Annotated in this window: 26 protein-coding genes; 11 read left to right on the top strand and 15 right to left on the bottom strand. The window is 71.9% G+C overall.

Features of this window, described 5'->3' with window-relative positions; translation table 11 throughout:
- The first annotated feature begins 348 nt into the window (after positions 1–348).
- A complete protein-coding gene (locus tag MT346_RS12145; RefSeq protein ID WP_243563334.1) occupies positions 349–678 on the top strand; it encodes a hypothetical protein in 330 nt (109 codons plus the stop codon).
- Between the two features lie 172 nt (positions 679–850).
- On the opposite strand, the gene MT346_RS12150 is transcribed toward MT346_RS12145, so the two are convergent.
- Positions 851–2,317 (bottom strand): peptide MFS transporter, encoded by a 1,467-nt coding sequence (locus MT346_RS12150; protein WP_243563335.1) that lies wholly within the window; start codon positions 2,315–2,317, stop codon positions 851–853.
- A gap of 194 nt (positions 2,318–2,511) precedes the next feature.
- Between MT346_RS12150 and MT346_RS12155 the strand changes: the two genes are divergently transcribed.
- Positions 2,512–4,638 carry an acyl-CoA dehydrogenase gene (locus MT346_RS12155; protein WP_243563336.1) on the top strand — a complete coding sequence of 709 codons (2,127 nt, stop codon included), beginning with the start codon at positions 2,512–2,514 and terminating at the stop codon, positions 4,636–4,638.
- A gap of 81 nt (positions 4,639–4,719) precedes the next feature.
- Here the strand turns inward: MT346_RS12155 and csrA are convergent, their stop codons facing one another.
- The 13 genes from csrA to MT346_RS12220 all read right to left on the bottom strand — a co-directional run bounded on the left by csrA (position 4,720) and on the right by MT346_RS12220 (position 15,426).
- A complete protein-coding gene (gene csrA / locus MT346_RS12160) occupies positions 4,720–4,986 on the bottom strand; it encodes a carbon storage regulator CsrA (RefSeq protein ID WP_243563337.1) in 267 nt (88 codons plus the stop codon).
- A 46-nt stretch (positions 4,987–5,032) separates the two neighbouring features.
- Complete coding sequence (locus tag MT346_RS12165; protein WP_243563338.1) at positions 5,033–6,031, bottom strand: hypothetical protein; 999 nt, start codon at positions 6,029–6,031, stop codon at positions 5,033–5,035.
- Entirely contained in the window at positions 6,006–8,060 is a 2,055-nt protein-coding gene (locus MT346_RS12170; protein ID WP_243563339.1) for a flagellar biosynthesis protein FlhA, read from the bottom strand. The genes MT346_RS12165 and MT346_RS12170 overlap by 26 nt, the downstream gene beginning before the upstream one ends.
- Positions 8,057–9,250, bottom strand: coding sequence for a flagellar biosynthesis protein FlhB (locus tag MT346_RS12175; protein ID WP_243563340.1), 1,194 nt, complete (start codon positions 9,248–9,250; stop codon positions 8,057–8,059). The genes MT346_RS12170 and MT346_RS12175 overlap by 4 nt, the downstream gene beginning before the upstream one ends.
- Positions 9,251–9,252: 2 nt before the next feature.
- A complete protein-coding gene (locus tag MT346_RS12180; protein ID WP_243563341.1) occupies positions 9,253–10,014 on the bottom strand; it encodes a flagellar biosynthetic protein FliR in 762 nt (253 codons plus the stop codon).
- The gene (gene fliQ, locus MT346_RS12185; protein ID WP_056124776.1) at positions 10,014–10,289 is read right to left on the bottom strand and encodes a flagellar biosynthesis protein FliQ; all 276 of its coding nucleotides are present in this window, start codon (positions 10,287–10,289) and stop codon (positions 10,014–10,016) included. Before fliQ ends, MT346_RS12180 begins: the two co-directional genes overlap by 1 nt.
- Positions 10,289–11,047 carry a flagellar type III secretion system pore protein FliP gene (fliP, locus tag MT346_RS12190; protein WP_279397024.1) on the bottom strand — a complete coding sequence of 253 codons (759 nt, stop codon included), beginning with the start codon at positions 11,045–11,047 and terminating at the stop codon, positions 10,289–10,291. The genes fliQ and fliP overlap by 1 nt, the downstream gene beginning before the upstream one ends.
- 65 nt (positions 11,048–11,112) lie before the next feature.
- Positions 11,113–11,652: a flagellar biosynthetic protein FliO gene (locus MT346_RS12195; RefSeq protein WP_243563343.1), complete on the bottom strand. Its 540-nt coding sequence runs from the start codon at positions 11,650–11,652 to the stop codon at positions 11,113–11,115.
- Between the two features lie 8 nt (positions 11,653–11,660).
- On the bottom strand, positions 11,661–12,374 hold the full coding sequence (gene fliN, locus MT346_RS12200) for a flagellar motor switch protein FliN (protein ID WP_243563344.1): 714 nt from the start codon (positions 12,372–12,374) through the stop codon (positions 11,661–11,663).
- Positions 12,371–13,249 (bottom strand): flagellar motor switch protein FliM, encoded by an 879-nt coding sequence (locus MT346_RS12205; protein WP_243563345.1) that lies wholly within the window; start codon positions 13,247–13,249, stop codon positions 12,371–12,373. The genes fliN and MT346_RS12205 overlap by 4 nt, the downstream gene beginning before the upstream one ends.
- Before the next feature lie 89 nt (positions 13,250–13,338).
- Positions 13,339–14,286 carry a flagellar motor protein MotB gene (locus tag MT346_RS12210; RefSeq protein ID WP_243563346.1) on the bottom strand — a complete coding sequence of 316 codons (948 nt, stop codon included), beginning with the start codon at positions 14,284–14,286 and terminating at the stop codon, positions 13,339–13,341.
- A 2-nt stretch (positions 14,287–14,288) separates the two neighbouring features.
- Positions 14,289–15,134: a motility protein A gene (locus MT346_RS12215; protein ID WP_243563347.1), complete on the bottom strand. Its 846-nt coding sequence runs from the start codon at positions 15,132–15,134 to the stop codon at positions 14,289–14,291.
- Between the two features lies 1 nt (position 15,135).
- Complete coding sequence (locus MT346_RS12220; RefSeq protein ID WP_243563348.1) at positions 15,136–15,426, bottom strand: flagellar FlbD family protein; 291 nt, start codon at positions 15,424–15,426, stop codon at positions 15,136–15,138.
- Between the two features lie 208 nt (positions 15,427–15,634).
- On the opposite strand from MT346_RS12220, the gene MT346_RS12225 reads away from it, so the two are divergent.
- From MT346_RS12225 to MT346_RS12245, 5 genes are all read left to right on the top strand, one after another.
- Complete coding sequence (locus MT346_RS12225; protein WP_243563349.1) at positions 15,635–16,480, top strand: DUF4397 domain-containing protein; 846 nt, start codon at positions 15,635–15,637, stop codon at positions 16,478–16,480.
- Positions 16,481–16,506: 26 nt separating this feature from the next.
- The gene (locus tag MT346_RS12230) at positions 16,507–17,139 is read left to right on the top strand and encodes a class F sortase (protein WP_243563350.1); all 633 of its coding nucleotides are present in this window, start codon (positions 16,507–16,509) and stop codon (positions 17,137–17,139) included.
- 53 nt (positions 17,140–17,192) lie between these two features.
- Entirely contained in the window at positions 17,193–17,780 is a 588-nt protein-coding gene (locus tag MT346_RS12235) for an RNA polymerase sigma factor (RefSeq protein ID WP_243563351.1), read from the top strand.
- On the top strand, positions 17,777–18,580 hold the full coding sequence (locus MT346_RS12240; protein WP_243563352.1) for an anti-sigma factor: 804 nt from the start codon (positions 17,777–17,779) through the stop codon (positions 18,578–18,580). Before MT346_RS12235 ends, MT346_RS12240 begins: the two co-directional genes overlap by 4 nt.
- A 139-nt stretch (positions 18,581–18,719) precedes the next feature.
- A complete protein-coding gene (locus MT346_RS12245; protein WP_243563353.1) occupies positions 18,720–19,817 on the top strand; it encodes a DUF475 domain-containing protein in 1,098 nt (365 codons plus the stop codon).
- A gap of 40 nt (positions 19,818–19,857) precedes the next feature.
- Here the strand turns inward: MT346_RS12245 and MT346_RS12250 are convergent, their stop codons facing one another.
- Entirely contained in the window at positions 19,858–21,447 is a 1,590-nt protein-coding gene (locus tag MT346_RS12250) for a Na+/H+ antiporter (protein ID WP_243563354.1), read from the bottom strand.
- Between the two features lie 53 nt (positions 21,448–21,500).
- Between MT346_RS12250 and MT346_RS12255 the strand changes: the two genes are divergently transcribed.
- From MT346_RS12255 to MT346_RS12270, 4 genes are all read left to right on the top strand, one after another.
- A complete protein-coding gene (locus MT346_RS12255; RefSeq protein ID WP_243563355.1) occupies positions 21,501–22,703 on the top strand; it encodes an MFS transporter in 1,203 nt (400 codons plus the stop codon).
- Between the two features lie 133 nt (positions 22,704–22,836).
- Positions 22,837–23,502 carry an AmiS/UreI family transporter gene (locus MT346_RS12260; RefSeq protein WP_243563356.1) on the top strand — a complete coding sequence of 222 codons (666 nt, stop codon included), beginning with the start codon at positions 22,837–22,839 and terminating at the stop codon, positions 23,500–23,502.
- A gap of 20 nt (positions 23,503–23,522) precedes the next feature.
- Complete coding sequence (locus MT346_RS12265; RefSeq protein ID WP_243563357.1) at positions 23,523–24,752, top strand: acyl-CoA dehydrogenase family protein; 1,230 nt, start codon at positions 23,523–23,525, stop codon at positions 24,750–24,752.
- Positions 24,753–24,894: 142 nt separating this feature from the next.
- Complete coding sequence (locus tag MT346_RS12270; RefSeq protein ID WP_243563358.1) at positions 24,895–25,329, top strand: VOC family protein; 435 nt, start codon at positions 24,895–24,897, stop codon at positions 25,327–25,329.
- Positions 25,330–25,365: the final 36 nt, after the last annotated feature.

Raw genomic sequence — 25,365 nt, forward strand, 5'->3', positions numbered from 1 at the left:
CCGGACGGGAGGGTCGTGGCCCGGCCGCCCCGAGCCTCCCGCCCGGTGGCGGGCCCGGTCCGACGCGCGCGACTGGTCACGACACTCCGCTCACGTGCGCCAGGTGGTCGCGTTCCGTCGGGCCCGGGCGCCGGCGGCCGCGTGCGCGTGCGCGCGACTGGTCACGACACTCCGCTCAGGTCCGCCGAGTGGTCACATCCCGTCGGTGGGCGGCGCCCACACCGACGTTCTGCGACCAGCCGACGGGTGGCGCTCGGGGTGTCGTGACCAGTCGACTCGAGGAAGGGACGCGTGCTGTCGGTCGCTCGGCCCAGGGTCGTCGTCGGGCGTGCACGGTACGGTACGGGCGTGATGTGGAACCGGAAGCGGCGACCCGACCCCGGCGCCGATCAGCCCCGCGGGGCGCTCGGGATCGGCGCCCTCGTGCGGATCGTGTCGGTGTCGGACGGCGGCGAGGAGTGGGTCGAGTCCGACGGCAGCGCCGAGCCGATCGGCCTGATCGTGGCTCCCGGCGGCAACCAGATCGTCGGGTACCCCGGCGTCGGCGAGCCCCTGTCGTGGACCGTCGCGTTCGACGAGCCCGTGTACACGAAGGACGGCCGCGGCCCCTTCGAGCGCGCGACCGTCCTGAGTCGTCAACTGGTCCCGGTGGAACCCGAGCGGTCCGGGGCCGAGTAGGCCCGGGCCTAGTAGTCCTCGGAGCCGCTCTTGGCCATGGCGCCCAGGGCCATGCACGTGCCGACGCCACCCAGGACGCCGACTCCGATGATGATCGCTCCGACGAGTTCGAGCATGGTCTGTCTCCTGTGGTCTCGGGGCCGACGTGGCGGTGTCAAGGCTACCGGAACGGCTACCGGATGCCGCGCATCAGACGCAGCACCGGCTTCGCGATGACCAGCAGCACGACCCCCACGACCACGGCGACCAGCCCGAGGACGGTGAAGTACGGCGCCTCGTGCTTCGGGTCGTAGTACTTCGACAGCACACCCGTGACGGCCGTGCCGAGCGACACCGACAGGAAGAACAGCGCGACCATCTGCGTCTGGAACTTCGGCGGTGCGAGCTTGGTGGCGACGGACTGCCCGATCGGCGACAGCAGCAGCTCGGCGATCGTGAACACGAGCAGGATCCCGACCAGCACCAGGACCGGCGTGCCGTTCCGCCCGGTGCCGACGAAGGGCAGGAACAGCAGGAACGCGATGCCCATGATGCCGGTGCCGAGCGCGAACTTGATCGGGGTGGACGGCTGACGGTCGCCGAGTCGGGTCCACAGCGCGGCGAAGACCCCGGACAGGATGATGATCATGATCGGGTTGATCGACTGCACCCACGACACGGGCATCTCGAACGTGCCGATCGACCGGTCGAGCCGCTGGTCGGAGTAGATCGTCACGACGGTGAACTGCTGCTGGTAGAGCGACCAGAACACGGCACTGCCGATGAAGAGCGGGATGAACGCGAGCACGCGGGAGCGCTCGTCACGGGTGATGCCGCTGGTCAGGATGACGACGAAGTACCCGATCGTGGCGACGACGACGATCGCGACGACGACCGTGGGCAGGTTGCCGACGTTGAGCAGACCGGTCAGCACCGCCGTCACGATGACGGCCAGACCGATCACGACGCCGATCGCGACGACCGGGTAGCGGCGACGGTCGAGCGGGTTGGCCACGTGGTGCACGGCGTCGGGGAGGTTGCGGCGGCGGATGCCGTACTGCACCAGGCCCGCGGCCATGCCGACCGCGGCGAGACCGAACCCGAAGTGGAAGCCGAGCGAGCTCTGCAGCAGCCCGGTCAGGATCGGGCCGAAGAAGGCGCCGATGTTCACGCCCAGGTAGTACAGCGAGAACCCGGCGTCACGGCGGGGGTCGTCCTTCGTGTACAGGCTGCCGACGATCGTGGTGGCCGTCGCCTTGAGGCCACCCGACCCGACCGCGATGAGCACCAGGCCGACCCCGACCCCGGCGACACCGGGGATGAGCGCCAGGGCGATGTGTCCGGCCATCACGACGATCGCGCTGCCGAACAGGGTCCGGTCCGCACCGATCAGCCGGTCCGCGATCCAGGCGCCCAGGATGGTGAACAGGTACACGGCACCGCCGTAGGCCCCCATGATGCCGGCCGCCACCGTGCGGTCGATGCCGAGACCGCCCTCGGAGACCGTGTAGTACATGTACAGCAGGACGATGCCCTGCATGCCGTAGAACGAGAACCGCTCCCACAGCTCGACGGCGAACGGTGTGGACAGCTCGAAGGGCTGGCCGAAGAAGGTCCGTTCGCGCTTCGTGGGCGGCTCGGACGCGGTGGTACGTGACATGCGGTCCAGTGTGCCCGCCGAGCCGTGGTCGCGCCCACTCGCTGAGGGACGCTCAACGATGGGCTTGGAGGGTTCCCACGAGTCTCCCGCGGACGTGACCGCCGCGCGTTGTCGGCGAGACACCGCTCGCATGCGGTGCTCGGACACCGCGCCTAGCGTTGGCAGGAGCAACACCGCTGTTCAGGAGGACACCCATGGTCGACACCGCACCCACCACCCGTCCGACGCACGCGACGACGGCCGCCGGCGCACCGGCCGCTGGCGCACCCAAGGCCGACGCTGCGGGCGACCCGGCAGCCGGCACCCCGGTCGCCGGCACGGACACCGACCTGCACATCGACGTCGACCTGCTCGCCGAACACCTGCTCGGCCGCTGGGCCGAGGACCGTCGCATCTCGCGCAAGCTCGTGCTCGACCCCGCGCTGCACAAGGTCGAGGGCCTCACCAACGCCGACCACCGCGCACGCGCCTTCGACCAGCTCCGGATCCTGCAGGAGGCCGGAGCGATCCAGCGTCCGTACCCGCCGGAGTTCGGCGGCCACGACAACCACGGCGGCAACCTGGCCGCGTTCGAGGAACTGACCACCGCCGACCCGTCGCTGCAGATCAAGGCCGGCGTGCAGTGGGGCCTGTTCGGCTCGGCCGTCCACCACCTGGGCACCGAGCGCAACCACCGCGAGTTCCTGCCCGGCATCATCGACTTCGACGTCCCCGGCTGCTTCGCGATGACCGAGACCGGCCACGGCTCGGACGTGCAGAGCATCGCCACGAGCGCGACCTACGACCCGGACACGCAGGAGTTCGTCGTGCACACGCCGTTCCGCGGCGCGTGGAAGGACTACATCGGCAACGCGGCCCTGCACGGCAAGGCGGCCGTCGTGTTCGCCAAGCTCGTCACCCGCGGCGTCGACCACGGCGTGCACGCGTTCTACGTCCCGCTGCGCGACGACGACGGGGCGTTCCTGCCCGGTGTCGGCGGCGAGGACGACGGCGTCAAGGGCGGCCTGAACGGCATCGACAACGGTCGGCTGCACTTCGACCACGTCCGGGTCCCCCGCACGAACCTGCTCAACCGCTACGGCGACGTCGCCGAGGACGGCACCTACTCGTCGCCGATCGACTCCCCCGGACGCCGGTTCTTCACCATGCTCGGCACGCTCGTGCAGGGCCGGGTGTCGCTCGACGGCGCCGCGGTCGTTGCCCAGAAGATCGGGCTGCAGATCGCGCTGACGTACGCCATGCAGCGCCGGCAGTTCCCGACCGACGGCGGCGACGAGGGCGTCCTGCTCGACTACGGCCGGCACCAGCGGCGACTGATCCCGCGTCTGGCGACCGTGTTCGCGCAGTCGTTCGCCCACGAGCAGCTGCTCCGCACCTTCGACGACGTGTTCAGCGGCCGGCTCGACACCCCCGAGCGCCGCGAGGACCTGGAGACCCAGGCCGCAGCGTTCAAGTCGATGTCGACCTGGTACGCGCTCGACACCCTGCAGGAGTGCCGCGAGGCCTGCGGCGGCGCCGGCTTCCTGGCCGAGAACCGCCTGACCAGCCTGCGCGCCGACCTGGACGTCTACGTGACGTTCGAGGGCGACAACACCGTGCTGCTGCAGCTCGTCGGCAAGCGGCTGCTGACCGACTTCCGGAAGCGCGCTCCGCGGGACGCCACGTCGACGGCGAAGTTCGTCGCGGCGCAGGTGGGGGCGAAGCTCGCCGACGCGTCGGGCATCCGCCGACTCGGGCAGGCCGCGAAGGACCGCGGCTCACTCGCCGCCAGCGTGGCCGACCTGCGCGACCCGTCGGTGCAGCGCGAGCTGCTGGCCGGTCGCGTCGACTCGATGGTGACCGAGATCGGGATGCGTCTGGCGACGGCGGGCAAGGACCGCGCTCGGGCCGCGAAGCTGCTGAACCGCTCGCAGCACGAGCTCATCGAGGCCGCGAAGGCCCACGCCGAGCTCATGCAGTGGGACGCGTTCACCGCGGCGATCGACGAGGTCGCGCCTGGCGACACCCGCCGCGTGCTCGTCTGGTTGCGCGACCTGTTCGCGCTCGGCCTGCTCGAGTCGCACCTGGAGTGGTACCTGGTGCACGGGCGCCTGTCGGCGCAGCGTGCCCGCGCGGTGTCGGCGTACATGGACCGGCTCATCGCCCGCCTGCGCCCGCTGGTGCCGCAGCTGCTCGACACCTTCGGCTACGAGCCCGGACACGTCCGCGCACCGATCGCCCTCGGTGAGGAGCAGGCCCGGCAGGACGAGGCACACGCCTGGTTCGCTGCCGAGCGGGCCGCCGGACGCCTGCCCGAGCAGGAGAAGAAGCCCCGCGCGTAGCACCGCGGCGGCATCGCACCCCGACGCACACATCGCGCCCCGGTCCTCCGGGGCGCGATGTCCGTCAGGGGGTGCGACGCGTCAGTGGTCCTCTGACGCCGACGACGAAGTCCCCACCGAACCACCCAGCGCGGCACGCAGACGCGCCTCGGCGTCGACGTCAGCGGCCTGCGCTGCCTCGACGTTGGCCTCGGTCACGGCACGGACGACCTCTTCGCGCTGGATCTTCACGCCGCGGGGTGCGTCGATGCCGATGCGCACGCCGTCCCCCCGGGAGTCGAGCACCGTGATGACGATGTCGTCACCGATGAGGATCCGCTCGCCGACCTTCCGCGTGAGTACCAGCACCCGCTCAGCCTAACCACCGCGGGGCACCGATCGCCGCAACGGCACGTCAGAGCACGTGCACCGGCAGCCCGAGCGCGTGCACGGTGTCGGGCGTCGCGGTCTCCGACGTCCCGATCGCCACGATGCCCGCGACGTCGACCGCCGACACGACGGCCGTCACCATCGCCAGGCTGTCCTCGTGCTTGCGTCCCGCGTCGACGACCACCCACACCTGGTCCGGCACGAGTCCGGCCAGCGCGGCGCGGTCGTCCCACCCGGCGAACCCGAGCAGGGCGTGGCCCTCGCGGACCCCCTCGGCGCGCGCGAGGATCCCGGCGCGGCGGTCCTGGGCATCGGTGCCGCGCAGTCCGTGACGCGCGGCGAACGCCCCCGCGGCCGCATCGACGTCGCGCATCCGCCCGACCAGCAGCACGAGGTCGCCGTCGGCCGACAGGACGGCCGGCACCGGCGCCCGCACCGCGGCCGGCGCGGGACGCGGCACGAGTGCGATGACGTCGGCGAGCGTGGACGCGCCTCCAGGCCGGTTGGACGGCAGACCCGACGACGCACCGGCCGGCGGACCGGCCAGCGGACCGGACGGCACACCGGACGGGAGGCCCGGCTCGCCACCCACGGGCGATCCCACGTCCGACAGATCGGACGCACCAGGCGCGTCCAGGGCGACCAGCGCGGGCGCCGGTGTCGGCGCGATCCCGTCGGCGACGAAGCCGTCGAGCACCGACGCGAACGCGTCGGCGCGCGCCGTCGACGTGCCGTCGGCCACCGCGATGCGCGCCTCGGTCTCCTCGGCGTCGGCCAGCAGCGCCGCGATGCCGATGCGCTGCACCGGGCCGTCGGCGATCGCGACCCGCGCGACCGGCGGGTCGGACGGCGCGGGCACCTCGACGGTGGCCTCGACGTGGGCCTTGCGGAACAGGCCGCCGATGCCGCCGGTGGTGACCCGCTCAGCACTGACGATGCGGGCGCCCGGCCCGAACTCGGCGCGGACGGCCTGGCGGACGCCCTCGAGCGTCGCGGCGCTACGCTGCAATCGGGTCGGCGGCACGGACCACTCCCACGGTCTCGATGGTGGAGCCCGCGGCGGTCGCCTCTTGGTAGGAGAGCACCGACAGGCCGTTGGACTGGGCCGACACCATGCGGTGCACGGCGGGACGCAGCTGCGGTGCGCAGACGAGCACGGCGGACAGCCCCTGCTCCTCGACGCTGCGGACGGCGTCACGCACGGAGCCGAGCACCTGCTCGATCCGGTGCGCGTCGAGCATGATCTGCGATCCCTGCTCGGACGGACGGAGCCCCTCGAGCATCGACTGCTCGAGCAGCGGGTCGATCATGATGACGCGCAGCACGCCGTCGTCCAGGTGCCGTGCGGGCAGCGCCGGGCCGAGGGCGGCACGGGCGGCCTCGACCAGGCCCTCCGGGTCGGTGGACACCTTCGCGCGCAGGGTCAGCGCCTCGCAGATGCGGCCCAGGTCGTTGATCGGCACCCGCTCGGCCAGCAGCCCCTGCAGCACGCGTTGCAGTTCGGCCATCGAGAGCATGCCCGGAACGAGTTCCTCGACCGCGGCGGGGTTGACCTGCTTGACCCCCTCGGTCAGTACCTTGACGTCCTCGCGGGTGAGCAGGCGGGCGGCGTTGTCACCGATGACCGCCTGCAGGTGGGTGACGAGCACGGAGACGCGGTCGATGACGGTCGCCCCGGTCATCTCGGCGGCGTACCGCAGTTCGGCGGGGACCCACTTGCCCGCCAGACCGAACACGGGCTCGACGGTGGCGTCACCGGGCAGGCCCTCGAGCTGGTCGCCGAGCGCCAGGACACTGCGTGCGGGGGCGGTGCCGCGGCCGGCCTCGACGCCCGCGATGCGGATGGCGTAGGTGGACGGCGGCAGCTCGATGCTGTCGCGGGTGCGCACGGGCGGCACGACGACGCCCATGTCGAGCGCGATCTTGCGGCGCAGGGCACGCACGCGGCCGAGCAGGTCGTCCGATGCACCCGACACCATGTCGACCAGGTCGGGGGCGAGCAGGATCTCGAGCGCGTGGACCCGCATCTGCTCGATGAGGTCCTCGGGGGTGTCGCCGGACGGTGCCGCGGCGGCCACGGCCTGCTGCGCGTCGGCGGCCTGGGCGGCGCGCTGCGCGTTCCGGCCGATCTTCCACCCGGTGAACAGCAGCGTGCCGCCGACCAGCAGGAACGCCAGGATCGGCATGCCCGGGATGAAGCCCATCGCGATCGCTGCCACGCCGGCGATGAGCAGCGCGTTCTTCGACTGCCCGAGCTGGTCGGCCGCCGACGAACCCATGTCGGACTCGGCGCCCGAGCGGGTGACGATCATACCGGTCGAGACGGCCATCAGCAGCGCGGGGATCTGCGTGACCAGGCCGTCGCCGATGGTCAGGATGCCGTACTTCGACAGGGCGTCGGTGACGGAGAGCCCGTTCTGCAGCATGCCGATCGCGATGCCGCCGATCAGGTTGATGACGATGATCAGGATGCCGGCGATGGCGTCGCCCTTGACGAACTTCGAGGCGCCGTCCATCGAGCCGTAGAAGTCGGCCTCGGCGGACACCGCCGCGCGGCGCTCCTTGGCCTGCTCGTCGGTGATGAGTCCGGCGTTCAGGTCGGCGTCGATCGCCATCTGCTTGCCGGGCATCGCGTCGAGGGTGAAGCGTGCCCCGACCTCGGCGACGCGCTCGGCGCCCTTCGTCACGACGACGAACTGGATGACGATCAGGATCAGGAAGATGACCGCGCCGATGATGATCGACCCCGAGACCGCGACGTGCCCGAATGCCTGGATGACGTCGCCGGCGAAGCCCTCGCCGAGCACGAGCCGCGTCGACGCCACGTTCAGCCCGAGCCGGAACAGCGTGGCGACGAGCAGCAGCGACGGGAACACCGAGAAGTCGAGCGGCTTCTTCACGAACAGCGTCGTGAGCAGGATCACCAGCGCCAGCAGGATGTTGCAGATGATCAGGAAGTCCAGCAGGAACGACGGCACCGGCAGGATCAGCAGCAGGATGATGCCGACGATGAAGATCGGCACGGCGAGCTTCGGCAGGTCCTTGCGGTTCATGCGGGGACTCCCTGGGTGGGTTCGGGCTGGTGACGGGCGGGCCGGAGGCGGCGGGGCCGGAGGTCCCCGGTCAGGGTGGCCGGGTCGATGACCGTGGCGACCTCGTCCGGGGTGGTGGGCCTGGGTGGCGCGTGGGTGCCGGCGTGCGTGCCGGCGGCCTTGAGCGTCATGACGAACGACAGCACGCGGGCGACCGGGGTGTACAGGTCGACCGGGACCTCGTGGCCGAGCTCGCACGCGGCGTGCAGGGCCCGGGTGAGCGGTACGTCGCGGACGATCGGCACCCTCGCCTCGAGCGCGCGTTCGCGGATCATGTCGGCGACGGGACCGGCACCCTTGGCGACGACGCGGGGCGCCGACTTGCCCGGCTCGTACGTCAGTGCGACGGCGTAGTGCGTGGGGTTCGTCATCACGACGTCGGCTCCGGGGATCGCCTGGATCATCCGGTTGCGGCTCATCGCGAGCTGGCGCGAACGCCGCTGGCCCTTGACGAGCGGGTCGCCGTCGGACTGCTTGTTCTCGTCCTTGACCTCGCGCTTGGTCATCATCGTGCGCTTGCGGTTCCGGCGGATCACGACGAAGACGTCCAGCGCGGCGAGCACCAGGCCGGCGGCGATCGCGGCGCGCAGCAGGGTCCCGGCGCCCTCGCCGGCGGCGGACAGCACGGCGGTCAGGGGCAGCGAGCCGCTGGTCATGAGCACGGGGACGAGCCCCTGCACCGCGGTCCAGAGCACCAGGCCCACGACGACGGTCTTCACGAGGGCCTTGACGCCGTTCCACAGTGCCTGCGTGCCGAACACCCGCTTGATGCCCTGCACGGGGTCGAAGTGCTCGGGCGTCGGGGCGAGGGACCGGAAGTGCACGCCGCCCTGCGCGACTGCAGCCGCGGCGACGCCGACCAGCACCACCAGCAGCATCGGGCCGATGGTCGCGCCGATCGAGCCCATCGCGTCGTCGAACACGCCGCGCATGGTGCCGATCGTCGGGTCGGCGATGACGACCCGCACGCCGTCGAGTTGCGACTGCCCGGCCGCGGCGGCGCGGCCGATCGTCGACGGGACCATGAGCGCGGCGACGGCGATGCCGATCCACGCGCCGAGGTCCTGGGAACGGCCGAGCTGGCCCTTCTTGTGGACCTCGCGCATCCGCTTGTCAGAGGCCTTCTCCGACTTCTCACCACTGTCGGACATGCTCACCCCCGCCCCGAGATCGCCTGCACGGCGTCTCCGGTCAGGCTCGACACGACGGCGGGCAGCGCCATGAACAGCGCCCCGGCGAAGATGACGGTCAGCCCGATCTTGATCGGGAAGCCCATCTGGAAGGCGTTCAGCGCGGGGGCGACCCGGGTCAGCAGGCCGAGGCCCACGTCGGCCAGGAACAGCACGACGACCAGGGGACCGGCGATCTGCAGCGAAGACAGGAACATCTGCGACAGCGCGGTGACGAGCATCGACGCGACGCCGTCCATCCGGAACGCACCGTCGACGAGCGGCACCGCGTCGAACGACCGGACGAGCCCACCGACGATCAGCTGGTAGCCGCCGCTGGCGAACAGCAGCGCGAGCGACGCCATCTGGAACAACCGCGTGAACTGGGCGCCGTTCACCTGCGACTGCGGGTCGTACGCCTGCGCCAGGGTGAAGCCGCCGAACAGGTCGATGAGCGCACCTGCGGACTGCACCGCGGCGAACACCAGGTACACCAGGAACCCGAGCACCAGACCGACCACCAGCTGGGTGACGAGCGCGACCAGGAACGCCCCGGTGTCGAGCGCGACGTACCCGGCGGTGACCTTCGGGGCGACCCCGATGGCCAGACCGAGCGCCAGGATGAGCTTCACCGTGGCCGGGAACGCCTTGTACGAGAACGGCGGCGCGATGATGAAGAACGCGATCATGCGCACGCCCGCCAGCATGGTGCCCTCGAGCGCGTTGAAGTCGATGGCGAGCTCCATCAGCCCACCCCGAGCAGCTTCGGGATCTGGTCGAACGCGAAGTGCGTGAACCCGATCATCTCGGAGATCATCCAGTTGCCGCAGACGACCAGCGCGACGGCGACGGCCAGGGCCTTCGGCACGAACGACAGCGTCACCTCCTGGATCTGCGTGACCGACTGGAACAGCGAGATCGCGAACCCGACGACGAGCGACGTGACGAGCACCGGGGCGGCGAGCTTGCCGGCGACGATGAGGGCCTGGAGCACCAGGTCGATGACCGCTTGCTGGTCCATCAGTGCACCACCTGGTAGCTCTCGATGAGCGACTTGATGATGAGCCCCCACCCGTCGACGAGCACGAACAGCAGGATCTTGAACGGCAGCGAGATCATCACGGGCGGCAGCATCATCATGCCCATCGACATCAGCGCCGCGGACACGACCAGGTCGATGACCAGGAAGGGGATGAAGATGACGAACCCGATGATGAACGCGCTGCGCAGCTCGGAGATGATGAACGCCGGGATCACGGTCGTCATCGGGACGGCGTCCAGGTCCTTCGGGTTCGGCAGGCCGGCGGCGCGGGTGATGAGCGCCACGTCCTCCTCGCGCGTCTGGTGCAGCATGAACGTGCGCAGGGGCTTGGTGCCGATGTCGACGGCCTGCTGGAAGTCCAGGTGTCCGGCCAGGTAGGGCTGCAGGGCGTCGTCGTTGATGTGCCCGATGACCGGTGCCATCACGAACAGCGACAGGAACAGGGCCAGTCCCGCGATGACCTGGTTCGGCGGGATCGACTGCAGGCCGAGCGCGTTCCGGGTCATCGCCAGGACGACGAAGATCTTCGTGAACGACGTCATCATGAGCATGAGCGCCGGCGCGATGCTCAGCAGCGTGATGCCGATCAGCGTGACGACCGCCGACGAGGGGGTGCCGTCCGGCCCGTTCACGTTGACGTTGAAGCCGCCGGTCGCGGGCCCCGCTGGTGCGGAGGGCGTCGCGGGAGCGGTCGGCTGGACGACCCCGGCGGCGTGCGCGCCGGTCGCCGTGAGCATGAGGAAGCCGGCGACCGTGGCCACCCCGAGGATCGCGAGGAGCAGGACGCGGCCGCGCGCGGCGGTCACCCGGCCCGCCGTGAGCGCAGTGCAGCGGCGGCCTGGCGCCAGGTTCCGGCAGACAGGATCGAGCCCTGCAGGCTGGTGGCGGCCGGCACGGCAGTGCGGCGGTCGCGGTTGCGGTTGCGGGGGCGCATGGGCAGCGGCTCCGCCGCGTCGGACGGGAGGCCCGGCGCGGCCTGGGACTGTCGGTCCAGTTCCTGACGGAACTGCTCGGCCGACGGGGTCGGACGCACCGGCAGCGTCACGGGACCGGTCACGATGGTGAGCTCCGGCGCCGGTGCGGCGCCGCTGGTGAGCAGACTGACGCCGGCCTCGGTGACCCCGAGCACGAGCCGCTCGCCCTCGACGTCGACCACGACGACGCTCGCCTTGCCGCCGATGCCCTGGCGGCCGACGACCTCGACCGACGCCGAGCGGCGGCCCCGGGTCTTCTTCCCCGCGCCGAACTGCCCCTTCGACACGCGTCGGTGCAGCACCCACATCAGGGCGAGCACGACGCCGAGCGAGAGCGCGACGCGGAGGGCGATGACGAGCGTGTCCACAGCCGGGCTCAGAGGCTCTCTGCGACGTCGAGGATCTTGGTGATGCGGACGGCGTAGTCCTGGTCGACGACGACGACCTCGCCGTGCGCGATGAGCCGACCGTTCAGCAGGACGTCGGCGGGTGCCCCGGCGGAGCGGTCGAGCTCGACGACAGCGCCCGGCTCCATGCCGAGCACGTCGCGGACGGACATCCGCGTCCGCCCGATCTCGACGGTCAGCGTCATCTCGACGTTGTTGATGCGGCCGAGGTTGCCCGTCGGGATGCTCGTCGCGGGTCGCCCGGCGGGGGCGCCGACGGTGCCGTTCTGGCGGACCCGCAGCCCGAACCAGCCGCTCGGCTGTCCGCCCGCGGTGAGCTCGAAGACGACGGTCTCGGGGTCGGCGAACAGCGATGCGGCGGACTCGCGGCGAGCATCGCCGAGGACTCCGACGCCGAGCACGGACGCGGCGGCCTCGAGCGAGGGGCGCAGCACGTCGGTGACGTCGACCAGTCCGTGGTCGGTGCCGCCGGCGGCGGTGATCGTGCCCAGGTCGGTCAGGACCAGGGCGAGGTCGGCGGACAGTCCGCCGACGAAGGACGCGACCACGCCGTCGACCGCAGCCTCGAGGACGGCGGAGGTGGCGCCTCCAGGCAGCGTCAGCGCACGGAGCGGAGCCGCCGTCGGCAGCTGGAGCGCGAGCGCCTCGGCGGCCGCGGTGTGGAGGGTGGTGGTGGCGGTCATGCGGGCTGCTCCGATGTGGTGGTGACGACGATGCCGGCGAGGCGCGAGCCGTTCGCGCCGACGGCGGCGGTGCCGACGGGCTCGCCGTCGACCGCGATGGTGAGGGGGCGGTGCTGCGGGTGCGGCAGCGGCAGCACGTCGCCGACGGCGAGGCTGAGGACCTGGGACGGCAGGACCGACGCGGGCGCGAGTCGCAGCGAGACGCCGACGGGGACCCCGGCGAGCTGCGCGTCGAGCAGGGCGCGGGCGTCGGCCGGGGTGACGGTGGCGGCGGTCTCGCCGAGTTGCGGCAGGACGGTCTCGGCGGGCAGCGCGAGCGTGCCGGGCGCGATGCGCTCCCCCACGCGGATGCTGAACGACGCGACGATCATCAGGTCGCCCTTCTGGGCGGCCTGGGCGAACTGCGAGTTGTACTGGAACCCGCCGACGGTGACGTCGTGGACGAGCAGCCCGCCGAACGAGTAGCGCAGGTCGTCGAGGGCGTCCTCGACGATCTTGCGGACCAGGGCCTGCTCGATGGGCGTGAACGTGCGGTCGGGCGTCGGCAGCGGCTTCGCGGCGCCGAGCGCGTGCGACACCCAGGTCAGGGCGGCGTCGAGCGGCACCTGCAGCACGCCCTTCGGCGTCGTGTCGGCGATCGGCAGCAGCGCCATGCCGGTCAGGGCGGGCAGCGAGGCGGCGTACTCGTCGTACGTCATCATCTGGACCTGCTCGCTCGTGACCTGGCTCACGACGCGGACCTTGGCGGTCAGCTGCGTGCCCCACTGCCTGGCGAACGTCTCGAAGGCGAGCTCCAGCACCCGGGCGTGCTCGCGAGCGAGCGTCGACGGGCGCGCGAAGTCGTACACCTCGGGCGCGGGCAGGATGTCGGTCACGGAGGGGCCTATCGGTCCCCTGAGTGCCACCCGTCAGTGCTGTACCCCGGAGTGGGGCCGTCGTCCGGGTGGTGGGGTCGTCGCCCGGGCTACCCGGTCGTGCTCCCGTTCGCCGTGTCCTGTGCCTGGGCCAGCGCGGGCATCAGCGCGCTGACGTCCTGGTCCTGGTTCGACAGCACCACGATGTCGACCCGGCGGTTCAGGGCGTTGTCGGCGTCGGTCGCGCCCTTGGCCAGCGGGCGACTCGATCCGAAGCCGACGCTCTGCACGTGCTCGCCCGGCATCCCGCCGCGTTCGACCAGGTCGCGGAGCACCCCGGTCGCCCGCGCTGCGCTGAGCTCCCAGTTGGTCGCGTACGGCGCGGTCGAGTTCCGCTGGTCGGCGTGGCCCTCGACGCTGACGTCGTGGCCGGCGCCCTTGAGCACCGGGGCGATGGCGTCCATGATCGTCCTCGCCTGCGCGGACAGGTCGGCGCTGTTCGTGCCGAAGTACGTCTCGCTGCCGACCAGCCGCACGGTCAGCCCGCGGGAGTCGACCGTGAACTGCACGTTCGCGGTCTGCCCGGCCTTGTCGAGGTTGCCGGTGATGGCCTTCTGGATCGCCTTCAGGTCGTCGAGCTCCTTGGTGGCAGCCGCGACGTCCTGCTTGCTGGCCGTGGCCGGCACCGCGGTCGACGCCGGGTCGACGTTGGTGTCCTTCGCTCCGGACGCGGCGGTCGAGTGGTCGGCCTTCGCGTCGTCCGTCGAGTAGCCCTTGCCGTCCTTGACCTGGTCGGCCTTGACGACGGTGCCGCTGGCCGTGTCGATCTTGGCCGTCTTGACCTCGCCGAAGCCCGTCGCCAACGAGTTCTTCAGCGCGATGTACTTCTGCTGGTCCACCGTCGACATCGCGAAGAGCACCAGGAACATGCACATCAGGACGGTGATCATGTCCATGTAGGACGCCATCCACCGCTCGTCGGGGTGCTCGGCGTCGTCGTGGCCGCCCTTCTTCCGGCCGCCGCGACCGCGTCCGTGCCCGCGGGGGTTCGCGCTCATCGTCAGGCCGCCAGCTGCTCGTCGTCGGCGTCGGCGCTGCCGCCGCCCTTGCCGGCCTTGGCCTTGCCCGCCTTGCCCTTGCCTGCCGCCGCCTCGTTCCGCGCGGCCGGCGGCACCATGGCCTTCAGGCGCTCCCCGAGCAGGCGCGGCTGGCTGCCGGCCTGCACCGCGAGCAGTCCCTCCATCAGCAGGGTCTGCCGGTCGGACTCCAGCTGCGCGAGCTTGCGGAGCTTGCCGCCGATCGGCAGCCACATGAAGTTCGCGGTCAGCAGGCCCCAGAGCGTCGCGACGAACGCACTCGCGATCAGGGGGCCGAGTTCATCGGGCTTGCCGAGGTTCGCCAGCACGTGGGTCAGCGACACGACGGTGCCGATGATCCCGACGGTCGGGGCGAAGCCGCCCAGGCCCATGAAGAACGAGCTCGCGCTGCGCATCGGTGCCGCGTTCGACTCGATCTCGTCCTCCAGCAGGATCCGCAGCTCGTCACCGTCGGTACCGTCGGCGATGTTCTGCAGCGCCTTCTTCATGAACGGGTCGTCGTGCTTGTCCGCCTCTTGTTCCAGGGCGAGCAGGCCGTTGGACCGCGCGACCTCGGCCAGGCCGACGACGTCGTCGATGACCGCGGCGGGCGGCGTGACCTTGCCGGTGAACGCCTTCGGTGCGGCCTTGAAGCTCGCGATGGCGTCCTTGAGCGTGGTGCTCGCGACCCCGGCGCCGATGGTGGCGCCGAAGACGAGCAGGATCGGGGCCGGCAGGAACAGTCCGCCGAGCTCGACGTGCTCCATCTCGATCATGCCGAACAGGGCACCGAAGGCGAGCAGGATCCCGATGATCGTCGCGATGTCCACGTCAGCGCCCCCCGTCCAGCGAGCGCGGGGCCGGAGCGGCGTGCAGCGGGGCCACCGCGGCCAGGGTGGGCTGCGGGCCGGTGGCGGTGCCGACGTCCGTGCCGTACGCCATGGTGACGATCCGGGCGCGGTACGCGGCGATCCGGTCGATGACCTCGGCCATGGACTCGCGGACGATGTACTTCGCCCCGTCGACCATGATGAGCGTGGTGTCCGGCGTCTCCTGGATGCGTTCCACGAGGTCGGGGTTGACAGCGAATGCACTGTCGTTGAGTCGAGTGACGACGATCATCTGGTCCGTCCCTGGTGTGTCTTCCCGCCACCGTCCGTGGGGCAGGTCCTGCTGGCCGCCCGTCCGTGGGTGGTCAGTGCGCTCTATCGGCCGGGACCGCCACGCCGTAAGTCACGACCGGGTGCATCCGATCAGGGTGGTGCGCCGGTAGTGGGGGTAGTGGGGCGTCGACGACGACGTCCCCGAACCCACCACCAGGAGGAACACCATGCGGAAGAACCTCGTCACCGGCATCAGCGCCGGTGCCCTGCTCGCAGCCCTCGCGCTCGCGGTCCCGACGGCCACGGCGTCCGCGGCGACGTCCGACGCCACGCTCTCCGTCCTGCACGCGGTCCCGAACACCACCGTGGACGTCTACCTCGACGGCAAGCGCGCCATCGACGACTTCAAGCCCGGCACCCTCGCGGGCCCGATGATGGTCCCCGCCGGAGCGCACACGCTGGCCATCACAGCGAGTGACGCCACCGACGACTCCAAGCCGATCATCGGCCCGGCGGACGTCTCGTTCACCGCCGGTGGCAACTACACCGCCGTCGCGCACCTGAAGGCCGACGGCACCCCGACCGCCACGGTCTTCACGAACGACACCTCGGCCGTCCCCGCCGGTCAGGGTCGTCTCATCGTCCGCCACGTCGCAGCAGCACCCGCGGTCGACGTGCTCGCGGGCGGGAAGGCCGTGGTGTCCAACCTGTCGAACCCGGACGAGAAGGCGCTCGTGCTCCCCGCCGGCACCGTCTCGGCCTCGGTGGCAGCGACCGGCACCACCGCTCCGGTCATCGGCCCGGCGGACGTCGCCGTGCAGTCCGGCACCGACACGATCGTGTACGCGTGGGGCAGCCTGAACGACAAGAACCTGGCGCTCGCCACCCAGACCATCACCGGCCTGGGCAACCCGAACGGCGTTCCGGCCGGCAACGCCGGACTCGTCGCGACGAACCGTCCCGACAGCACCACCCCGCTCGCGATCGGCGGCGGCGCAGCGGTGCTGCTCGCCGGTCTCGTGGTCGTCGTCCTGCGTCGTCGTGGCGCAGGCGACCGGGCAGCACGGCGCTGACCGTGCGGCTCCGGGTCGGGGCGGCGGTGGCGGTACCCCTTGCCGCCGCCGTCGCCCTGACCTGCCTGACCGGGTGTTCGTCGGCGGCTCCGTCCCCCGGCGGGCACCCGCTGCCGACCGCGATGGCCTCCAGCACACCGACTCCCGTCCCGTCGGCGTTCTCCACCGCAGTGCCCCAGCAGAGCGCCGCACTCCCGCGTGACGTGGCACCGACGGTCGCTCCTGCACGGATCGCCGTCGCCGGCCTGCCCATCGACCAACCCGTGCAGCCCGAGGGGGTCGACGACACCGGCGCGATGTCCCTGCCGGCGGACCCCGCGATCGCCGGGTGGTGGAAGTTCGGCCCCGGACCGACCTCGACCACCGGGACGACCGTCATCGCGGCACACGTCGACGCGGTCGGGTACGGCATCGGCCCGTTCGCCCACCTGGTCGACGTGCCGAGCGGCACCGTCATCACCCTCACCGGCGCCGATGGCTCGACCACCCGCTACCAGGTGCAGAGCGTCGACCTGATCCGCAAGACCGGGGTGCCCTGGGCGAGCATCTTCGACCAGGACGGACCTCGGCGACTGGTGCTCGTCACCTGCGGCGGGGCCTTCAACACCACCACCCACCACTACGACAGCAACCTCGTGGTCACCGCCACACCGCAGTGACCGATCCCCGACTCCCGACCGCGACCCGGCCCGACGCCCTAGCATCGGGACAGGTGCCCATCGCGGTCACCGGAAGGCCCCACGACGACGTGACGATCACACCACCCGACGACACCGCGCTCGCCGACGCGTTCGGCAGCGGCGACGAGCGTGTCCTGCGCTCGGTGTACGAGCGTTGGTCGCCCCTGGTGCACACGCTGGCACTCCGCTCGCTCGCCGACGTCGCCGCGGCCGAGGACGTCACCCAGCAGGTGTTCGTCCGTGCCTGGCGCAGTCGCTCCACCTACGACCCGGCCAAGGCGCCACTCGGCGCCTGGCTGGTCGGCATCGCCCGCAACTGCATCACCGACGCCCACACCGAACGCACCCGGCGCCTGCGACTCACCCTGGCGGTCGCCGGGGAAGAAGCCGCGGCCCCCACGGCCGAGGACGTCACCGACGGACTCGCCGAGCGGGTGATGGTCGCCGGGGAGCTCGACCGGCTGGACGAGGTCCCCCGCACGGTGATGCGACTGGCGTTCTACGAGGAACTCAGCCACCGTGAGATCGCCGAACGGCTCGACCTGCCGCTCGGCACCGTGAAGAGCCACATCCGTCGAAGTCTGGCTCGGCTCCGAATGCGATTGGAGGTGATCGAATGAACCACATCGACGAGGAGACCCTCGCGCTGCTCGCCATCGGCGAGGTGGGCCCGTCCGGCGCGGAAGCCGAGCACCTCGCGGCATGCCCCACGTGCCGGGACGAACTCGACGACCTCCGACGCGTGGTGTCCGTTGCACGCAGTGCCGAGGGCGTCGCGATGGAACGCCCGGCCCCGGCCGTGTGGGACCGGATCGCCACCGACCTCGGCTTCGACACCCACCGCACGGACACGGCGTGGGAGGAACCCGCTCCCGTCGTCCCGGCGCCCGTCGAACAGGAACCGACCGACGCCGCCCCCGCAGCGACACCGGCACCCCCGTCCGACGTCGCACCCCGACGCCGTGGTCGCATCCGCCGCCGCACCGTCGCCCTGCTCACCGCGGGGGTCGGGATCGTGGCGCTCGTGGCCGGGATCGGTGTGGGCGCGGTCCTGTTCCGCAGTGACGACCCCGCGGCCACCGTCGTGTCGCGCACGGCCCTGGACCCGCTGCCCGGGTGGAACGGTGCCGCCGGCAGCGCCGAACTCGAACGCGACGCCCAGGGCCGACTCATGCTCGTCGTCGACCTGGACCACAAGGCGACCGAGGGCCAGGCACCGCTCCGCGAGGTCTGGATGATGCGCTCGGACCTGCGCGGACTGGTCAGCGTCGGGTTCCTGGACGGCGACACCGGACGGTTCGTGGTGCCCTCGGGCGTCGACCCGTCTCGGTACCCCGTGGTCGACGTCTCCGCCGAGGCCGACGACGGCAACCCCACACACTCGGGCGACTCCGTCGTCCGGGGCACCCTGCGCACCTGACCCGCGCGCGGGGCGCGCGACCCGCGTCCACGCAAGGGGGGACCGGGCGTCACCCGATCCGGGGAACCGGCCCGGACCTCCCGGCCCGCGCCCAGCACCACCGCACGTCCTGCCCAGCTCGGGAGCGCTCCATGGGGCGATGGCCAGATCCCTGCTGACCCTCCCGCTCCTCGTCACCGTCGCGTGCGCCGCGCTGGCGTGGACCGTCCTCGGTCCCGCCGCCGCGGTCGCGTTCGTCGCCCTCGCGATGCTCGAGATCGCGATGGCGGCCGACTCCTCGGTGCCGATGGCCGGCATCGCGGGCCGCCTGCACTCCCCCGCCAGACGCCTGTTCCTGTCGCTCGGGATCGTCGCCGGTGTCCTCGCGATGCGGCTGATGCTGCCGCCCGCCGCCGTCGCGGTCGGTGACGCCACGGACCCCGCCCAGGCCGTCACCGAGGCCGTCGTCGCCCCCGGCGCCTTCAGCGCCCACTTGCAAGAGGTCCGGCCCGCACTGGCCGCCTTCGGCGCGTCGTTCATCTGGATGGTGTTCGCGGAGTACCTGTTCAACACGGACCGTGCGGCGCGCAGGGCGTGGCTCGGCCGTCTGGAGGCCCGGCTCGCCGCCGTCGCCCGGCCGCGCGCCTGGTCGCTGGTCACCGCCACGGCCGGGGTGGTGCTGACGGGCCTGCTGGTCGGGTCCGACACGGCGTGGGCCGCCGGCGCGGTGCTGCCGGTCGCCATCGGGGGCGCAGCGGGCATCGGGGCGTACCTGACGTCGAAGCGGATCGCCGCGTGGTCGCTCGGCTCCGGGTCCTCGCTGCGCTCGTGGCGGGTCCACACCTACGCGTCGACGGTGGTGTTCGAGCGGGGGCTCGTGGTGTTCATGCTGTTCGAGATCCTGGACGGCGTGTACTCGCTGTCCGGGTCGGGTGTGCTCGGGTCGGACGGGCTCGGCGCGCTCGAGCAGGCGGCCGTCGGTGCGGCGGCGATCGGCGTCGGGGCGCTGTTCCTGGCACGGCTGACCTCGCGCTTGGACCAGGCGGCGGGGCTGAAGCGGCTGCGCCACCTGAAGGCCGGGGCGGCCTACGTGCTCGGTGTGCTGGCGGTCCTGCTGTGGACGAGCCTGCTCGTGCCGATCCCGGGCGTGCTGGTCGGGTGGTTCGGCACCGTCGTCATCGGGTCGGCCCTGGCGTCGTCCCTGCCGTGGCGGGCGTGGGCGCGCCGCGCAGGACTCCAGCGGGCACGCTCGGCCTGAGCGTCGACGCGACGCGGTGCGATGCTGCGCGCCGGGACGCTCAGTCGCGCTCGCCCTGGCGCAGCAGCCGGGTCTCCTCGGCGTCGTACTCGGCGCGCACCTGCCGCAGCACCAGGTCGTCGATGTCCCCGTCGTCGCGCATGCGCAGCACGGTGGCGGCCTTGAGCCGGACGAGCTCCAGCTCGAGCTCGACGGCCGCGCCGCGTTGCTGCAGCAGCGGGTGGTCGTCGTCGTCGCTCTGCTCGGCGCGGACCAGGGCCAGGTGTCCTTCGTAGTCGTCGCGGATGCGCTGCACGAGCTCGGCGTCGACACCGGAGCGCTTCGCGAGCCGGGGCAGGGCGTCGAGTGCCGCTTCGATCGCCCGTCGCTCGGCGGTCCGGCGTTCCTCGATCACCTCGTGGCTGCCGCCGAAGTCCGCCCACCGCACGACGACGGGCAGCACGAGCGACTGCGCCACGATCGTCACGACGACGACCCCGGCCACGACGAACACGATCAGGTCGCGTTCGGGGAACGCGGCGCCGCTCTCGACCATGCGGGGCACGGCGACCGCGGCAGCAAGTGACACGGCGCCCCGGAATCCGGTGAAGCCACTGACGACACGGTCCCGGTGTCCCTCGCGCGGAGACCCGCCGGTGCGGAGGGTCACCAGGCGGACCGCTCCCCACGACAGGTTCAGGAACGCGAACCGCAGCACCACCACCGCGAGCGAGACCAGCCCGATCATGCCGAGGCCGACCAGCAGCTCGCGGGGTTGCAGCTCGCGCACCGCGATCGTCGCCTCGATCCCGACCAGCACGAACAGCGCACCGTTGAGCAGGAAGGTCGCGAACGACCAGAACTGCCGGGTCTGCTGCCGGGTCTCGGCGCGGTCGAGCTTCGGCGCCACCTGACTCACCACCAGGCCCGCGACCACGACCGCCAGCACGCCGGACGACCCGATCGCCTCGGCGGCCAGGAACGCCACGAACGGCACCAGTAGGGTGAGCAGGTTCTCGAGCACGACGGCGGAGATCCGTCGCAGCACGAGCATCCCGAGCCACGCCACGACCAGTCCGGCGGCGATGCCCCCGGCGTACGACAGCACGAGCATGCCCGAGACGTTCCACACGGTCAGGGTCTGCTCGCCGGCGGTGACCGCGACCGCGATGCCGTAGATCACCAGGGTGGTGCCGTCGTTGACCAGGCTCTCGGCGCGCAGCACGGTGGTGTTCCGCCGTGGCAGCGAGCGGGTCAGGGCACCGACGGCGGTGGCGTCGGTCGGGGCGACCGCGGCACCGAGCACCCACGCCGGCCCCCACGGCATGCCGAGCAGGTGCAGCAGCGTCGCGACCCCGCCGGCGGTCAGCACGACGAGCAGCGTGCCCATGAGCAGGATGCCGCGGAAGTTCGCGCGGATCTCCCGCAGCGAGATCGTCAGGCTCTCCCAGTACAGCAGCGCTGGCAGGAACAGCAGCAGCACGGCGTCGGCGGGCAGTTCGAGCTTCCCGAACACCGGGATGAAGGCGATGGCGGCGCCGAACGCCAGCAGCAGGACGGGTGGGGCGATCTTCAGACGCCCGGCGACGGCGGCGGTGACGGCGATCGCCGTGGCGAGCACGACGACGAGTTCGGGTGCGAAGAGTTCCATGTCTCCGGTCAGCCTGACAGGCCGTGCCTGTGCACGGGGAGCAGGATCGACGTGTGGACATCCCGGCGACGCTGCCCTCGACCCGACTGCACCGAGTCGCCCTCTTCGCGACGTCGACCATGACCGGGTTCGGCATCGCGTCCTGGATCACCCGGACACCGTCGGTGCGCGCCGACCTCGGGGCGTCGATCGAGGCGATGGGCTTCGTGCTGTTCGGGCTGTCGATCGGGTCGATGCTCGGGATCCTCGGCGCCGGCGTCCTGCTGCGGCGGATCGGCCCGAAGCCGCTCATCCTGGCCGGTGGCGCCCTGCCCGTCGTCGGCACGCTGCTGGTCGGGCTGCTCGCACCCGCGCAGCTGGCGGCCGGGGTCTGGGCGGGGCTGTTCCTGATCGGGTTCGGCGCCGGGATCGCCGAGATCGGGCTCAACGTCGAGGCCGCCGCGGTCGAACGCGTCATCGACAGGCCCGTCGTCCCCGTCCTGCACGCGTGCTTCAGCCTGGGCTCGGTCGCCGGCGGCATCGTCGGGATCGCGATGACCGCGTGGCGCGTCCCGGTCGTGGTGCACCTGCCGATCGCGGCCGGTGTGATGGCGGCACTCGCCCTGACGGCCGTGCTGACGATCCGCCCGATGCCCCGGCTCGACGAGCCAGTGACCGACCGCGCCGCGACCAGCACCCCCGCACCGTCCACGCGCCGGTCCGTCATCACCGTCCAACTGCTCCTGATCGCGGTGATCACGCTCGCGATGGCCTTCGCCGAGGGCGCCGCGAGCGACTGGCTCCCGCTGCTGATGACCACCGACCACGACGCCCCCGAGGTCCTCGGGTCGCTCGTGTTCACCGGCTTCGCCCTCGCGATGCTGATCGGCCGGTCGGCCGGCACCCCGCTGGTGACCCGCTTCGGGCGCGGTGCCGTCGTCCGGGCGTGCGGCGTCGTCGGACTGGTCGGTGTGCTCGCGGTCGTCGTCTCGCCGACGCCGATCGTCACCGCTGCCGCCGCCGTCGTCTGGGGTCTCGGGATCGCCCTCGGGTTCCCGCTCGCCGTGTCGGCTGCCGGCGATCACCCGACCGACGGCGACCGGCGCGTGTCGGTCGTGGCGACCGCCGGGTACGTGGCGTTCCTGGTCGGCCCGCCAGCGCTCGGGTTCCTCGGCGAGCACCTCGGTCTGCGTCTGGCGATGCTCGTCCCCGCCGTCCTGCTCGCCGTCACGGTCGTCGTCGCCCGCGCCGCCGGAGCGCAACGCACCGCCGCCTGATCCGTCACGCAGCGACACACGGCGTCACATGACGACGCCGATCGACGACACGGAACGTCACGGGGCGACCACCTTCGTCACCTGGCGCCGCAGGCCTTCCGACGGCCGTGATCCGCTCGCTAGCGTCCCCCGCATGGCGCTCATCTGCTTGGTCCTGTCCGGGGCAGCACTCCTGGTCAACGGTCTCACCCTGCTCGGGCACGTGCCCGGTCGCGACAGCGGCGTGTTCAACGTCCTGATCGGCGGCCTGCAACTCGTCCTCTGCATCGCCGTCGCCGTGTCGGCCGACGGTTCCCTGCCCGCGCTCTTCGCGATCGCCGGCACCTTCCTGTTCGGGCTCACCTACCTGTACGTCGGGTTGGACGCACTGTTCGCGCTCGGCTCCGTCGGGCTCGGCTGGTTCTGCGGCCTGGTCGCCGCGCTCGCCGTCGTGTTCGCGGTCGTCCACGTCAGCGACGACCCGGTGCTCGCCGTGCTGTGGGCCGGGTGGGCGGTGCTCTGGACGCTGTTCTTCGTCCTGCTCGCGCTCGGCCGCAGCGCGATCACGACCTACACCGGCTGGGCGCTCGTGCTGGCCAGCCAGGTCACCACGACCGTGCCGGCGGTGCTCGGACTCACCGGGCACTGGCCGACCGGGCCCATCGCCACGAGCACCGCGCTTGTGGTGCTGGTCGCGGTGTTCGGCGGCGCCGCCCTGCTCTCACGACGCACCGCGGTTCGCACGGCCCTGACCACGACGACACCCGGTGACGGCGACACCGTCACCGCCTCCCCCGCCACGGCACCCGCCGCGGCCTGACGACGAGAACGGACTCCACCATGACCATCACCACTCCCGCCCCCGCGACCACGGACGCCCCGAGCGACGAGGCCCTGTCCGCTCGCTTCCGATCGGTCTTCGACCGCATCGCCGCCGGAGCCTCGGAGCGCGAACGCGAGCACCGCCTGCCCACCGCCGAGATCCGCGAGCTCGCCGCCGCCGGGTTCGGTGCCCTGCGCGTCCCCGTCGAGTTCGGCGGCTCCGGCGCGACGCTCCCCCAGTTGTTCCGCCTGCTCACCGAGCTCGCGGCCGCCGACAGCAACATCCCGCAGGCCCTGCGCGGCCACTTCGCCCTGGTCGAGGACCGCCTGGTCGCTCGATCCGGCCCACGCGACGTGTGGCTCGAACGCTTCGGCCGGGGTGAGATCGCCGGCAACTCGTGGACCGAGGTCGGCACCGTCCAGATCGGCGACGTCATCACGAAGGTCACGCCCGACCCCGAGGGTGGCTTCCGCATCACCGGGCAGAAGTACTACTCGACGGGCAGCATCTTCGCCGACTGGATCGACACCTACGCCGAGCGCACCGACACCGGCGAACGGGTCATCGCGATCGTCGACGCCCACCAGGACGGCGTCAGCCACACCGACGACTGGGACGGGTTCGGCCAGCAGACCACCGGGTCCGGCACGAGCACGTTCCGCGACGCCCGGGTCGGGGCCGACGACGTCGTGCTGTTCGACGAGCGGTTCAAGTACCAGACGGCGTTCTACCAAGCGGTCCTGCTGAGCGTGCTCGCCGGGTCCGTGCTGGCGGCCGAGCGCGAGATCGCGCTCGAGGTCCGGAACCGCACCCGGGTGTTCTCGCACGGCAACGCCGACACCTTCGCCGCCGACCCGCAGATCCTGCAGGTCGTCGGCGAGGTCTCGGCCGCCGGCTTCGCGGCCGAGGCCATCGTCGCCCGCGCGGCCGAGGCGCTGCAGGGTGCGTACGAGGGCGCGTTCCTGGACCCGGCCGAGGACGAGCGCCGCAACGACCGCGCCGAACTCGCGACCGCGCAGGCACAGGTCGCGCTGACGTCGCTCGCGACCCAGGCAACGTCGCACCTGTTCGACGCGCTGGCCGCGTCCGGCGTCAGCACAACGAAGAACCTCGACCGGCACTGGCGGAACGCCCGCACCGCGGGCAGCCACAACCCGTGGGTCTTCAAGGCCCGCATCGTCGGTGACCACGCCGTCAACGGCGTCGAGCCGCCGCGGGTCTGGGCGATCGGCGCGACCCGGCGCTGAGCCTGCGGACGGCTGGACCGTCGGACGGGAGGCACGGTGCGGGCCCGCACCGCGCCTCCCGTCCGACGTCACCCCGCCACCCGCTTGCAGGCACGCGTCCGCGGTGCCAAGGTGTGCTCACACCGCGCGGAGGAGCGTCCACATGCCCATGGTCTTCGTCAACCTGCCCGTCACCGACCTGGACCGGGCGAAGGCGTTCTACGCGTCGCTCGGGTTCACGATCAACCCGCTCTTCACGGACGAGAACGCCGCGTGCGTCATCGTCGAAGAAGACCACAGCGCGTTCATGATCCTGCGGCGGGAGTTCTTCCAGAGCTTCACCGACCGGCCGGCGGGCGACCCGTCCCAGGCCGTGTCCGTGCTGACCGCGGTGATGCTCGACTCGCGCGACGCCGTCGACCAGATCGTGGCGTCCGGTGTCGGTGCCGGCGGCTCCGAGGCCCGGCCCGCGACCGACCTGGGGTTCATGTACCAACGGCAGCTCACCGACCCGGACGGCAACGTGCTGGAGTTCGGGTGGATGGACCCGAAGGCCGCCGAGCAGGGGCCCGATGCGGCAGCTGCCGAACAGGCCTGACGCCACTGCTCGGGTCCGGGGCCGGACGGGGCGCTA

The organism is Curtobacterium sp. VKM Ac-2922, from assembly GCF_022815645.1.
Classification (GTDB): domain Bacteria; phylum Actinomycetota; class Actinomycetes; order Actinomycetales; family Microbacteriaceae; genus Curtobacterium.